Annotated in this window: 9 protein-coding genes; 6 read left to right on the top strand and 3 right to left on the bottom strand. The window is 67.9% G+C overall.

The window, feature by feature from the left end:
- Positions 1 to 448 precede the first annotated feature (448 nt).
- Positions 449 to 1,189: a carbohydrate ABC transporter permease gene (locus NLI01S_RS11310; protein ID WP_371850610.1), complete on the top strand. Its 741-nt coding sequence runs from the start codon at positions 449 to 451 to the stop codon at positions 1,187 to 1,189.
- A gap of 70 nt (positions 1,190 to 1,259) precedes the next feature.
- Here NLI01S_RS11310 and NLI01S_RS11305 read toward each other — a convergent pair whose 3' ends face one another.
- Complete coding sequence (locus NLI01S_RS11305) at positions 1,260 to 2,837, bottom strand: long-chain-fatty-acid--CoA ligase (RefSeq protein ID WP_067603424.1); 1,578 nt, start codon at positions 2,835 to 2,837, stop codon at positions 1,260 to 1,262.
- Positions 2,838 to 3,103: 266 nt separating this feature from the next.
- Between NLI01S_RS11305 and leuS the strand changes: the two genes are divergently transcribed.
- The 3 genes from leuS to NLI01S_RS11290 all read left to right on the top strand — a co-directional run bounded on the left by leuS (position 3,104) and on the right by NLI01S_RS11290 (position 6,959).
- On the top strand, positions 3,104 to 5,599 hold the full coding sequence (leuS, locus tag NLI01S_RS11300; RefSeq protein WP_067603423.1) for a leucine--tRNA ligase: 2,496 nt from the start codon (positions 3,104 to 3,106) through the stop codon (positions 5,597 to 5,599).
- A gap of 83 nt (positions 5,600 to 5,682) precedes the next feature.
- Entirely contained in the window at positions 5,683 to 6,306 is a 624-nt protein-coding gene (locus NLI01S_RS11295) for a hypothetical protein (RefSeq protein ID WP_307601218.1), read from the top strand.
- Complete coding sequence (locus NLI01S_RS11290; RefSeq protein WP_067603419.1) at positions 6,303 to 6,959, top strand: hypothetical protein; 657 nt, start codon at positions 6,303 to 6,305, stop codon at positions 6,957 to 6,959. Before NLI01S_RS11295 ends, NLI01S_RS11290 begins: the two co-directional genes overlap by 4 nt.
- A gap of 6 nt (positions 6,960 to 6,965) precedes the next feature.
- Here NLI01S_RS11290 and NLI01S_RS11285 read toward each other — a convergent pair whose 3' ends face one another.
- Positions 6,966 to 8,099: an alpha/beta hydrolase family protein gene (locus tag NLI01S_RS11285; protein ID WP_067603418.1), complete on the bottom strand. Its 1,134-nt coding sequence runs from the start codon at positions 8,097 to 8,099 to the stop codon at positions 6,966 to 6,968.
- 58 nt (positions 8,100 to 8,157) lie between these two features.
- Complete coding sequence (gene lexA / locus NLI01S_RS11280) at positions 8,158 to 8,832, bottom strand: transcriptional repressor LexA (protein WP_223809198.1); 675 nt, start codon at positions 8,830 to 8,832, stop codon at positions 8,158 to 8,160.
- 676 nt (positions 8,833 to 9,508) lie between these two features.
- Between lexA and nrdR the strand changes: the two genes are divergently transcribed.
- Both nrdR and NLI01S_RS11270 read left to right on the top strand, forming a co-directional pair.
- Positions 9,509 to 10,018, top strand: a complete 510-nt coding sequence (nrdR, locus tag NLI01S_RS11275; protein WP_067603414.1) for a transcriptional regulator NrdR — start codon at positions 9,509 to 9,511, stop codon at positions 10,016 to 10,018.
- Between the two features lie 100 nt (positions 10,019 to 10,118).
- Positions 10,119 to 13,985, top strand: coding sequence for a vitamin B12-dependent ribonucleotide reductase (locus NLI01S_RS11270; RefSeq protein ID WP_067603413.1), 3,867 nt, complete (start codon positions 10,119 to 10,121; stop codon positions 13,983 to 13,985).
- The last annotated feature ends 107 nt before the right edge of the window (positions 13,986 to 14,092 follow it).

The raw sequence follows: 14,092 nt of genomic DNA, 5'->3' as shown, positions 1-14,092 counted from the left end.
CCCGCGAATACATACCCTGCTGCGCGACGCCCCAGTGGCACCGTCACCGCGTTCTCATCAGTCGACAGCCAAACCCAGGCGGGCCCCCGCTGTGCGACAGTGCCGAGCTTGCGAGGTGTGCACAGTAGGGGCACTCCATTCTTCGGCCTTGTGCCGGCACCACTGGATGCGCCGCTCGCGACGGGCAGCATCCACGGAACACGCCCTGGGCCATGTCCCGCGAGTACCTACCCGGCCGAGACCGGGGTGCTTCGGGACCATCGCCGTCAAAGGAGGTCCGTTGGTCACCTCTAGCTCCCGGACCGTCGAAGGACGGGACGAGACCGACTGGGACGCACAGGTGCGGGCCGCCCGCAAACGGGGGAACTCCCTGCGCCTGGGCCGTGTCGTCGCCAAGGCGGCAGGGGTCTCCCTCCTGCTGTTCTTCACCCTGTTCCCGGTCTACTTCATGCTGGTCAGCGCGTTCTCCGAAAGCGCCACCTCCGGTGGGGGCGCGCTGCTGCCGACCTCCTTCACCTTCGAGAACTTCAGGTACGTCCTGGTGGAGGCCAACTTCCTCCTGTACCTGCGCAACTCGTTGACGGTCGCCGCGATCACCGTGGCCATCGCCTGCGTCCTCGCGATGCTGGCGGCGGTCGCCGTGGGCCGCTTCCGATTCCGGTTCCGCACGGCCGTGCTGGTCCTGGTACTCGTCGTGCAGATGGTGCCGCTGGAGGCCCTGGTCATCCCGCTGTTCATCCAGGTGCGGGACCTACAGATGCTCAACACGGTGCTGGGTCTGGCGGTCGCCTACGTGGCGCTGTCACTGCCCCTGGCGATCTGGATGATGCGCGGATTCGTGGCGGCGGTGCCCAAGGAAGTGGAGGAGGCCGCCTACATCGATGGCGCCTCCTGGCCGCAGATGTTCTGGAAGGTGCTGTTCCCGTTGGTGGCGCCCGGCCTGGTGGCCACCGCCATCTTCTCCTTCATCGTGGCCTGGAACGAGTTCGTCCTGGCGATGACCTTCATGACCCAGAGCGAGAACTACACGGTCGCGGTCGGGCTGCGTCAGTTCTTCGGTCAGTACGCCAACGACTGGGGGCACGTCATGGCGGCCTCCACGATCATCACCATCCCGGTGATGGTGTTCTTCATCCTGGTCCAGCGCTGGCTGGTGGCCGGGTTGGTCCAAGGCGCCGTCAAGGGCTGAGAGCCGGGGAGGCTCGCGTCGAGGGCCGCCCCCCCCGAAAAGGGGAGCGGCCCTCGAACCCGTGGCGGGATCAGCCCTCGCGCAGCTCACGCTTGAGGATCTTGCCGGTGGAGGTCATCGGCAGCTCGTCGCGGAACTCGATCTGACGCGGGTACTTGTAGGCGGCCAGTCTCTCCTGGGCGAAGGCGGTCAGGTCCTCGGCGGTGGCCTCGGCACCGTCCTTGAGGATCACGAACGCCTTGATCTCCTCGCCGTGGGTCTGGTGGGGGACGCCCACCACGGCGGCCAGACTGATCGCCTCGTGGGTCATCAGGACCTCCTCGACCTCCCTCGGGTACACGTTGTAACCACCGCGGATGATCATGTCCTTGGACCGGTCGATGATGAAGTAGAAGCCGTCGTCGTCACGGCGGGCGACGTCACCGGTGCGGAACCAGCCGTCCTTGATCACCTCGGCGTTGACCTCGGGGCGGTCGTGGTAGCCCTTCATGATCAGATGGCCGCGGACGGCGATCTCACCCACCGGGTCCTCCTCGCCCTCCTTGACGACCTCGTTCCACTCGGGGTCGATCAGCTTCATCTCCACGCCCCACACCGGGCGGCCGATGGAGCCGGTCTTGGCGCCGGTGGCGGGGTTGTTGAACGAGGCCACGGGGGAGGTCTCGGACAAGCCGTAACCTTCCTTGATGCCCACCCCGAAGAGCTTGGTGAAGTCCTCCGCGAGCTGGGCCGGCAACGCGGAACCACCCGAGACGGCGTCGACGACGTCGTCCGCGATCCGCTCCAGGTCGTACTCGGCCTCGGCGGACCGGGCGGCGTTGAGCAGACCCCAGTACATGGTGGGCACGCCCGCGAAACCGGTGACGCCCTCCTTCTGCATGAGCTCCAGGGCCTGTGCGCCGTCGAAACGGGGCAGCAACACCATCGTTCCGTGCCGGTACAGGACGGCGTTGAGCATGACCGTCTGACCGAAGATGTGGAACAGTGGCAGCACCACCAGGGACACGTCACGCCCGTCCGGGTGGGGGTTGACCAGTCCGGCGGAGACCACGGCGTTCATCATCAGGTTGGTGTGGCTCAGCTCGGCACCCTTGGGGCGTCCGGTGGTGCCGCTGGTGTAGATGATGACGGCCGTGTCGTCGCCGTTGCGCTGGACGGTCTCGAAGGTGCCCGGCTGACCGTTCAGGGCCGCCCAGATCGTTTCGGCGCCCTCGATGTCGGACTCGGTGGCGCCCGCCGCGGCAGGCATGTCGATGAAGACCTCACAGGTGTCCACCCGGCCGAAGGCTTCGAAGGACCGCTCGCCCAGCGGGAGTTCGGGCGAGCCGGTGAAGGAGAACAGGGCCTTGGCGCCGGAGTCCTCCAGGTGATAGGCGATCTCACGCGGGGTGAGCAGCACGTTCAACGGGACGACCACGGCGCCCGCCTTGAGCGCGCCGAAGTACACGAAGGGGAAGTAGGGCAGGTTCGGGCTGGCCAGGGCCACCCGGTCCCCCGGCCCGATCCCACGGGACACGAGCAGGTTCGCGACCTGGTTCGCGATCATGTCGGTGATCGCATAGTTCAGACGCGTGTCGCCGAAGACCAGACACTCCTTCTCCGGAACGGAACGAGCACCGTCCTCCAAGAGAGTGGACAGGTTGAACATGGGGGCCTCCCGCGGCATGTCATTGAGGAACAGGTGCGACGAACGGCAGGCATGACCTGCGACGTGTGTTCTGCGCCACTTGAACGGCAGAGTAACAAACCGGGCGGTCGGTGTGGAGGGGCATGGGGTCCGTAAAACCACCGATACCCCTTCGACGCTCCGTGACGAACCGGACCGCGGTCGCCCGAAAACCGGTCCGCGAAGGGGCCCGCCAGCCGCTAACCTGAATTCGACACACCAGGAAACGGCCAAGGGAACACTGAGCGATGACAGCGGTAGACGGCGACCAGACGACGGGCGACACCTACGACGCCCGCGCCCTCCAGGACAAGTGGCAGGCGCGCTGGGCCGCCGAACTCCCGTTCCGCGCGAACGAGGATCCCGCCGACGAACGTCCCCGCTCCTTCATCGTGGACATGTTCGCCTACCCCTCCGGTGACCTGCACATGGGCCACGCCGAGGCCTACGCCATCGGCGACGTCATCGGCCGCTACCGCCTCCAGCACGGCGACAACGTCCTGCACCCGGTCGGCTGGGACTCCTTCGGTCTGCCCGCGGAGAACGCGGCGATCAAGAACAACTCCCACCCGGAGAAGTGGACCTACGCCAACATCGAGACGCAGGCCGCGTCGATGGCCCGCTACGGCGTGGGCGTGGACTGGTCCCGGCGCATCCACACCAGTGACCCCGAGTACTTCAAGTGGAACCAGTGGCTGTTCACCCGGTTCTTCGACCGGGGTCTGGCCTACCGCAAGGACGGGCTGGTCAACTGGTGCCCCAAGGACCAGACCGTGCTGGCCAACGAACAGGTCATCCAGGGCAAGTGCGAGCGCTGCGGCTCCGACGTCGAACGCCGTGCCCTGAACCAGTGGTACTTCAAGATCACCGACTACGCCCAGCGGCTGCTGGACGACATGGACCAGCTGGACGACGGCCGCTGGCCGGACGAGGTCCTGGCCATGCAGCGCAACTGGATCGGCCGCTCCACCGGTGCCGACGTGCACTTCGAGATCGAGGGCCGCGAGGAGCCGGTCACCGTCTACACCACACGGCCCGACACCCTGTACGGAGCCACCTTCTTCGTGGTGGCCGCCGACGCCGACCTGGCCGAGCAGCTGTGCGCGCCCGAGCGGCGTGAGGCCTTCGAGGCCTACCGCTCCGACATCTCCAAGCTCTCCGACATCGAGCGCCAGACCACCGAGCGCCCCAAGACCGGTGTTTTCCTGGGCCGTTACGCCGTCAACCCGGTCAACGGCGAGCGCATGCCCGTCTGGGCCGCCGACTACGTCCTGGCAGGCTACGGTCACGGCGCCATCATGGCGGTGCCCGCCCACGACCAGCGTGACCTGGACTTCGCCAAGGCCTTCGACCTGCCGGTGCGGGTCGTGGTCCAGACCGGCGAACCCGACCCCGTCGAGACCGGCGTGGCGACCACCGGTGAGGGCGTCCTGCGCGACTCCGGTCCACTGGACGGCCTGTCCAAGACCGAGGCCATCGAACGCATCATCGAGGTGCTGGCCGAGCGCGGCACCGGCCGGGCCACCGTCAACTTCCGCCTGCGCGACTGGCTGCTGTCCCGCCAGCGCTACTGGGGCACCCCGATCCCGATCGTCCACTGCCCCGCCTGCGGCGAGGTCCCGGTCCCGGACGAGCAGCTGCCGGTCACCCTGCCGGACCTGAAGGGCGCCGAACTGGCGCCCAAGGGCATCTCCCCGCTGGCCGCCGCCAAGGACTGGGTCAACGTGGACTGCCCCTCGTGCGGAGGGGCCGCCGAGCGCGACACCGACACCATGGACACCTTCGTGGACTCGTCCTGGTACCCGTGGCGCTACTGCTCCCCGCAGCTGGACACCGCCCCCTTCGACACCGAGACGGTCAACAAGTGGGGACCCGTCGACCACTACATCGGCGGCAAGGAACACGCCACCCTGCACCTGCTGTACGCGCGGTTCTTCACCAAGGTCCTGCACGACATGGGCATGCTCGACTTCACCGAGCCCTTCGCCCGCCTGACCAACCAGGGCCAGGTCATCAACCAGGGCCGGGCCATGTCCAAGTCGCTGGGCAACGGGGTCGACCTGGGCCAGGAGATCGACGCGTACGGCGTCGACGCGGTCCGCCTGACCATGCTGTTCGCCTCCCCGCCGGAGGAGGACGTCGACTGGGCCGACGTCTCGCCCACCGCCGCGCTGAAGTTCCTCAACCGCGCCTACCGGGTCATGCACGAGGCCGGCGCCGCCACCGAGCCCGGCGTGGACTTCACCAAGGGCGACACCGAGCTGCGTCGCGCCACCCACCGCTCCATCGACCAGATCACCGCACTGATCGAGGACAAGCGCTTCAACGTGGCCATCGCCCGATGCATGGAGCTGGTCTCGGCCGCCCGCAAGGCCATCGACTCCGGCCCCGGCGCCGCCGACCCGGCCGTGCGCGAGGCCGCCGAGTTCGCGGCCATCGCCCTGTCCCTGTTCGCGCCCTACGTGGCGGAGGAGGGCTGGGAGAAGCTCGGGCACGTCGGCAGTGTCGCCGTCGGCAACTGGCGCGAGGCCGACCCGGAACTGCTGGTCCAGGAATCGGTCACCTGCGTGGTGCAGGTGCAGAGCAAGGTCCGCGACAAGCTGTCGGTGGCCCCCGACATCGACCCCGCCGAACTGGAGCGCCTGGCGCTGGACTCGGAGAAGGCCCAGGGCTTCATCGGGGACAAGACGGTCCGCAAGGTCATCGTCCGGGCACCCAAGCTCGTCAACATCGTCGTCGGCTGACACACCCGACGGGGGCGGTGGTCGCGACCGCGGCCACCGCCCCCTACCGTTGGGCGCAACACACATAGGGAGGCGGTGGCCCGGTGGGCGCTTCGAAGGATGGTCGAGCCCTGCACCGACCGTGGGTGAGGGCGTCGATCATCGCCGTGGGCGCGGTGGTGGTGGCAGGAACGGCCATCGGCGGCGGCATGTGGGCGGCGACCGACGACCCCGACCTGCCCGGCGGCGAAGACACCCACACGGCGGCCCCCACGTGTGCCGCGGTCCCCGAGGACACACTCGCCGAGGTACTGCCCGAGGCCGTCCTGGAGACCGACGAACAAGGTCCCCTGAGCGGTGGGGAGAACACCGTCTGCGTGTGGAGCACCGCAGGGGCGACCGATGGTGACCGGACGATCCTGCGAGTGGACCTGGCGGCCCGCTTCACCGACGCCTCGGCCGAACCCGCCGTCAGTGGCGACGAGGCGGCGGCCCTGGCACACCAGGCCATGGTCCCGGCCCGGGGCGAACCCGTCGAACTCCCCGGCGCCGCCGGCGCCGAGGTCTGGCGCGGACAGCTCCCCGGCACCGCCGAACTCGCCTTCCACACCACCAACCTGTTCGTGCGGGTCACCTACACCGGGGAGTCCGACGGAGACCCCGTCTCCTTCGAGGACGCCCGAGACACCGCCGTGGACGTGGCCGGTCGAATCGGTGAGGCGCTGTGAGCGGTACCTACGAGACCGACCCCGGAGCGCCGCCGCCGCAGAGCAGGACCTTCGCGGTCGTCCTCCTCGTCGCGCTCGTACTGGTGGCGACCGCGCTCACCGGATGGCTGATCTGGTACCTGCTCCGGGGCGGGGCCGAACACGGTGCCTATGAGGCCGCCCCCGAATGCGCCATCGGCGAGACCGAGGTCCTGACCGAGCTCGTTCCCGACCACGACCTGGAGATCGAGGAGAGCGTCGGCAGCACCCAGGACACCTTCGGTACCGGATCGCAGTGCCGTTGGGCCACCCCTCGGGAAGGCGGAACCGCCGTCCCGGCCGCGGCCACGCTCATGCTGGTCGCCGCCCCGGTCGAGGGCGGCGACGAGACCACCGCCGACACCCTGGAGTCCACCGCGGCGGGCAACGAGCCACGACCGGTCGACGATCTCGGGGACGAGGCCCTGACCTGGGTGGAGATCGGCGCCTTCGAGGTCGGCTGCACCGGCGTGCGAGTCTCCAACCTCTACCTCGAATCCTGCTACACCGCCTCCACCGACTACGACGCCGTCGGGTCGGTCGACGGGGAGGCCGCCGCAGCCGAATCCGAGCGGCTGGTCAGGTCGATCGTGGCGGAACTCCCCGAGGAGATCGAGGCGGACGAGACCGACTGAGCGGTCTCACCACAGACCCTCGACGAACTCCTGCACCGCCGGGGCCACCTCGGGCGAGAACGCCCGGTCGGCGTCCAACGCGGCGGCACCGGGGGAGTCGTCGTACTCGCGCAGCACATGGTCGACCCCGGCCAGGTCCACCCGCTCGGCGCCCTCCAGGCCTCCCATCAGCCGATCGACCTCGGCTCGGGTGATCTGGGCGTCCTCATCGCCCCACAGCACCAGTACGGGGGTCCGTTCGGGCAACGCGGCGGCGAGTTCGGGCGGGTCGAAGGCGTCGATCCAGGCGAGGAAGTCCCGGTTCTGTGGGGAGAACAGACCCGTGGTGTCGCCCTCGGGCAACTCCTGGCCGCCCCGTACGGCGGCGCGCGACGTCCGGGCGTGGGAGAGCATCCGCACGGCCTCGGCCTCACCGAGCGCACCCTGCGCCTCGGCGGTCCGCACCTGCTCGGAGAGCTGACGGTCGATGACGTCGAGCATGCGTGTCCCCGGCGGGGCGGCCAGCACCAGGGCGGGTTCGGCGCCATCGAGCACCTCGTGCGCGCGTAGCGCGTACAGTGCGCCCTCGCTGTGGCCCACGACGATCGTGCGCTCGGGGTCCACCTCGGGCTGTTCGATCAGCTCCGCGTACGCGGCGGCCATCTGGGCGTCGAAGACCTCGGGGTCGACCGGTTCCTCCAGGGCCTCCTTCACCTCGTCGTCGAAGGTGGCGGGGTCACCGCTGCCCAGCTTGTCGTAGCGAAGGGAGGCCACTCCGGCCTCGCCGAGGACCCGGGACAGGTTGAGGTTGGTCTCGGCCTCGGGGCGGCCGGCGCTGTTGCCGTCCCGGTCGGTGGGGCCGCTACCGGAGATGATGAGCGCACCCGGAACCGTGTTCTCGGAGGCGCTCTCCTCCGGCGCGGTGAACGTGCCGTCGACGGTGAACCCGCCACCCTCGAAACTGAGCTCGCGCTCGGCGCCGCTCACCCCCGGCGGCTCGGGGCCCTCTTCCTCGGTGGGGCCACAGGCCGAGACGAGCAGGGTGAGGGCGGCGATCACCGCGACCGAGCGGCCACGGCGTCGTACGCGGCCACGGGCGACGGGGGTGTGGGCAGGAATGGACACGCCCCTCAGCGTATCGGCCATGCCCTCCCGCACCATCCCGGCCGTGCCCTGATGGGCGTGGCCGGGGCGGTACGGTCGCCGTCCCCGACAGGGGTCAGACGCGGCGCATGACCGTGACGACCTTGCCGAGGATGGTCGCGGCGTCGCCGTTGATGGGCTCGTAGGCGTCGTTGCGGGGCATCAGCCACACGTGGCCGTCGTCCCCGCGACGCAGCACCTTGACGGTGGCCTCGTCGTCCAACATGGCCGCGACGATGTCGCCGTTCTCGGCGGTGGGCTGCTGACGGATCACCACGAGGTCGCCGTCGGTGATGGCGGCGTCGGTCATCGAGTCGCCGACCACCGTCAGCATGAACAGCCGACCCTCGCCGACCAGCTGACGCGGTAGCGCCAGGACGTCCTCGACCGATTCCTCGGCCAGGATCGGGCCACCGGCGGCGATCCGACCGATCAGCGGCACCGAGGCGGCCCGGGTCGCGTCCGCGGTGAGCTCCTCGGGCGTGATGCTCTGCGCGGTGTCGCGGCCGGGGGCGCGCAGTTCGACAGCGCGCGGCCGGTTCTGGTCCCGGTGCAGGTAGCCCTTGTGCTGGAGCACCTTGAGTTGGTGCGCGACGCTGGAGGGGCTGGAAAGACCGACGGCGTCACCGATCTCTCGGATGGACGGCGGAAAACCGCGCTCACGCACATAGCGCTGGATGCAGTTGAGAACGCTTTGCTGGCGCGCGGTCAGTTTGGGGGCTTGGGGCACGGCATCGCCCGTGTCACCCACGGGCGGAAGAACGGTGGTGTTTCCGGGGTCGACGACCTCGGTGTTGTCCTCCGGCACGGCCGGGCCTCCTCGGCGTTCGGTTCGGTCAGGGCCTGTACGGGTGCCCGGTGCCGGGCCCGACGTCCCGAGAGTGGACGAGACGGCGAAACCGGCGGTAAATCAAGGCCAAGATTAGTCGTTGCACACGGTGATATCAAACAAGCGTTCGAGCGACGGAGGTCGGTGCCTTCGCCTTTTCGGCGGGCCTTTCCGAGGACCCTCGGTCAAGTATGTACACGCGTTCCCTCATCGCTGTCCGCCGAATGCCGAAAACGGCTTTCCCGGGGGTTGGCCCGAGGTGGCCCCGGCGTGTGTCCTCGGAGGCCGCGGTGGATGCCGGAAAGCCCGTAGGGCAAGGGATTCCTCACCTGTGGAACGCGCGCCGAACGGGGTTCCCCCGGGCGTGGTCCCCTTATCCTTGGGGGCGACCCCCGACGTATTCGAGACCTCCTCCCCGGTGGAGGCGGGTCCTGAGCCCCCACTTGAGGAACACGCCTAGGGGCGGGTTGCGGCCCGTGCCCCCGGGGTCTAGGTTCGACCACAACATCTGGTGTTACCAATGGGGTATGTGCCTAGAAGTTGTGGTTAGGTAGACTCAAGGGTTGTGGTTCGGGTATAGGGAAGCAGGTGAACCAGGATGTATTGTCCGTTCTGTCGTCATCCGGACACCAGGGTGATCGACAGCAGGTCCACCGACGACGGTTCCGCGATCAGACGACGCCGCTCCTGCCCGGTCTGCGAGCGACGCTTCACCACACAGGAGACCGTCCTGCTCATGGTCGCCAAGCGCTCCGGGGTCACCGAACCCTTCAGCCGGAGCAAGATCATCGCCGGGGTACGCCGGGCCTGTCAGGGACGGCCCGTCTCCGAGGACGCCCTCGCCAAACTCGGCCAGCAGGTCGAGGAGGAGATCCGCGGCCGTGGGGTGGCCGAGGTGCCCGCCCACGAGATCGGACTGGCCATCCTCGTCCCGATGCGCGACCTCGACGAAGTCGCCTACCTGCACTTCGCCAGCGTCTACCGGGGCTTCGAGAGCCTGGCGGACTTCGAAGCGGAGATCGCCAGCCTGCGGACCGACCGTGCGGACGGGTCCGAGGAGGACGAGGGCTCCGATCCGGCCATGCCCACGGCCGACACCGCCTCATAGCGGGCCCGGGCGTTCACCGAAACCGCCCGAGACCGCAGCGACGGCGAGAACCCGCGCGGTCATGGCCGGTCCGCGCACAGCAGACACTTCGGGGAGCGTCATGACGGAGACCAGCAGCGGTTCGACGAGTCGCAAGGGAAAGAAGGGGCCCAAGGGGCTGAAGATCGAGCGCGTCTTCACCACCGAGGGCGTCCACCCCTACGACACCCTCGACTGGGAGCGTCGCGACGTCGTCATGACCAACTGGCGTGACGGCAGCGTCAACTTCGAGCAGCGCGGCGTGGAGTTCCCCACCACCTGGTCGATGAACGCCACCCAGATCGTGGCGAGCAAGTACTTCCGTGGCGCGCTCGGCGCTCCCGAACGCGAGTGGAGCCTCAAGCAGCTCATCGACCGCGTCGTCGGCGTCTACACCGAGACCGGACTCGAGAGCGGCTACTTCGCCTCGGAGGAGGACGCCGAGATCTTCGACCACGAGCTCAAGCACGCCCTCGCCAACCAGTACTTCAGCTTCAACTCCCCGGTGTGGTTCAACGTCGGGACCACCTCTTCGAAGCAGGTTTCAGCGTGCCAGCCCTATGACTCCCTGGTCAGCACCCCGGCCGGCCTTGTTCCCATCGGTTCCCTGGTGGAACAGGACGCCGTGGGAACCAAGGTTCTCGACGCGCACGGCGTCACCCGAATCGTGGCCACCAAGGCCAACGGTGTGAAGAACGTGCTGCGCCTGCACACCAAGGCAGGCCACCGTCTCGACGTCACAGCGGATCATTGGGTGTGGAAGAGCGAGGGAGCGGCGCTGTCCGATGGGCGTTTCCTCCCAGCGGGAGAACTCCGTCCCGGGGACAGTCTGCAATGGCATCGCCAGGAGAGCCATGGCGAGTCGGAGATCCGTACCAGCAACATAGCCGAAGCCGCACTCGCGGGATGGCTTCAAGCCGACGGGTTCGTCGGGCAGTACCAGGGGACCAATAAATCGCTCACCATCGAAGCGATCACCGTCACCCAGGATGAGTTGGAGTGGGTCACTTCCGCCTTGGACCGGGTTTTCCCCGACGTCCACCGCAAGGAGACGAAGGTGCAGACCCAGGACACGAGCCTGGATTGCCGCCGTACTCGTCTTTATGGGAACTGTCTGAAGGAGTTCGTTGGTCGCTGGGGGCTGCGAACCCGTGGTGTGGACATGGTCACGCCTCCTGAACTCTTCACCGCTCCGCTACCCGTGGTGCGGGCCTACCTCCGTAGCCTATTTCAGGCCGAGGGCTACGTCTCGGACCGGCGGCGATCCACCCTGATCGGTCTCGACATGATCTCGGAGGAGTTGGTCAGGGGCGCACAGCAGCTTCTGACCCGTTTCGGGATCTTCTCCAGGGTGCGTGTGAAGCGTGACTCCCGTCCCGACCGCCACGACCTCTACTCTCTGAACATCCAGCCCCTGGGCGAACGCGACCTGTTCCATGCCGAGATCGGTTTCATCGACGAGATGAAGAGCAACAAGCTGGAACGCAGCCTGGAGCGGGAAGGAAGGGCGGCCAAGGAACACAAGACGCTTCAGATCGCCCACATCGAGGACCTTGGCCCGATGGAGGTCTACGACATTCAGACCGAGAGTGGTGAGTACCTCTCTGGGAGCCTACGTGTCCACAATTGCTTCATCCTGTCGGTCGACGACACGATGGAGTCGATCCTCGACTGGTACAAGGAGGAGGGGATCATCTTCAAGGGCGGCTCCGGCGCGGGTGTGAACCTGTCCCGCATCCGCTCCAGCAAGGAGCTGCTCTCCTCCGGTGGCACCGCCTCCGGGCCGGTCTCCTTCATGCGCGGCGCCGACGCCTCCGCCGGAACCATCAAGTCCGGCGGCGCGACCCGTCGGGCCGCCAAGATGGTCGTGCTGGACGTCGACCACCCCGACATCGAGGAGTTCGTCGAGACCAAGGCGCGCGAGGAGCACAAGATCCGTGCCCTGCGCGACGCCGGGTTCGACGTGGACCTGGGCGGCGACGACATGTTCAGCGTCCAGTACCAGAACGCGAACAACTCCGTGCGTGTCTCCGACGCCTTCATGCGTGCGGTGGAGTCCGGGTCCGAGTTCGGTCTGACCTCCCGCACCACCGGCGAGGTCGTCGCCACGGTCGACGCCAAGGACCTGTTCCACCGCATGGCCCGTGCGGCCTGGGAGTGCGCCGACCCCGGCATCCAGTACGACGGCACCATCCAGGACTGGCACACCAACCCCGAAACCGGACGAATCAGCGCGAGTAACCCATGTAGTGAATACCTCTCATTGGATGATTCTTCGTGTAATCTCGCGTCGATCAACCTGCTGAAGTTCCTGCGCGAGGACGACTCCTTCGACGTGGAGAACTTCACCCGGCTCACCGAGCTGGTCATCACGGCGATGGACATCTCCATCACCTTCGCCGACTTCCCCACCGAGAAGATCGGTGAGACCACCCGCGCCTATCGCCAGTTGGGCATCGGCTACACCAATCTGGGCGCCCTGCTCATGGCGACCGGGCACGCCTACGACTCCGACGGCGGTCGCGCGGTGGCCGCCGCCGTCACCTCGTTGATGACCGGAACCGCCTACCGCCGCAGCGCCGAGATGGCCGGTGTGGTGGGCGCGTACGACGGCTACAAGCGCAACGAGCGGGCCCACAAGAGGGTCATGCGCAAGCACGCCGCCGCCAACGACGACCTGCGCACCGTGGGCACCCTGGAAGAGCCCATCCACGCGGCGGCCACCGCCGAGTGGGCCGACTGCCTCAAGGTCGGCGAGCGTAACGGCTGGCGCAACGCGCAGGCCTCGCTGCTCGCGCCCACCGGAACCATCAGCTTCATGATGGATAGTGACACGACCGGGGTCGAGCCGGACTTCTCGCTGGTCAAGTACAAGAAGCTGGTCGGCGGCGGTTCCATGCGGATCGTCAACCAGGCGATCCCGAGGGCGCTGGGGAACCTGGGCTACCAGGCCGAGCAGAGCGAGGCGATCGTCGAGTTCGTCGCCGAGAACGGCCACGTCGTGGACGCGCCCTCGCTGCGCTCCGAGCACTACGAGGTGTTCGACTGCGCGATGGGCCACCGTTACATCGAGCCCATGGGTCACGTGCGCATGATGGCCTCGGTGCAGCCGTTCCTGTCCGGCGCCATCTCCAAGACGGTGAACGTGCCCGAGGGGGCCACGGTCGCCGACTTCGAGCACATCTACTACGAGGGCTGGCGTCTGGGCCTCAAGGCCCTCGCGGTGTACCGCGACAACTGCAAGGTCGGCCAGCCGCTGTCCACCGGCAAGAGCGAGGAGAAGGCCGCACCGGAGAAGGTCGAGGTGGCCCAGACGCCCCGACCGGTGCGCCGTCGACTGCCCAAGAAGCGGCCCAGCGAGACCACCTCGTTCTCCGTGGGCGGCGCCGAGGGCTACATCACCGCCGGTTCCTACCCGGACGACGGACTCGGTGAGGTCTTCCTGAAGCTCGGAAAACAGGGGTCGACCCTGGCCGGGGTGATGGACGCCTTCTCCATCGCGATCTCCATCGCCCTGCAGTACGGGGTCCCGTTGGAGACCTACGTGGAGAAGTTCACCAACATGCGCTTCGACCCGGCCGGCATGACCGACGACCCGGACATCCGCATGGCGCAGTCGGTGGTGGACTACATCTTCCGTCGCCTGGCACTGGACCACCTGCCCTACGAGGAGCGGGCCGCCTTGGGCGTGCTGTCGGCCTCCGAGCGCGAGGCACAGCTGAACGGGGAGGACCCGACCCAGGTCGCCACCCAGGTGGAGTCCTACGCCCAGTCCGCCGCGCCGTCCAACCGGACCGAGGAGCCCGCCGAGACGTCGGCGGCCCCGCGCCCGGACTCGGGAGGCTTCATGGCCGACGCTCCGCTGTGCATCATCTGTGGGACGAAGATGCGGCCCTCGGGTAGCTGCTACGCCTGTGAGGGCTGCGGCGCCACCAGCGGTTGCAGCTGATCCACAGCGCCTTGAGGGGGAGACGGCCCGACCGTCTCCCCCTTTCGCGTTCCCGGTGTCCCGGTAGCGCTCAGACACGAGGAAACCAAAAAGAAGTACGTGACGTA

The sequence above is a fragment of the Nocardiopsis listeri NBRC 13360 genome, assembly GCF_001570765.1.
GTDB lineage: Bacteria > Actinomycetota > Actinomycetes > Streptosporangiales > Streptosporangiaceae > Nocardiopsis > Nocardiopsis listeri.
The sequence above is the reverse complement of the archived record's forward strand: the minus strand, read 5'-3'. Positions and strand labels throughout refer to the sequence as shown.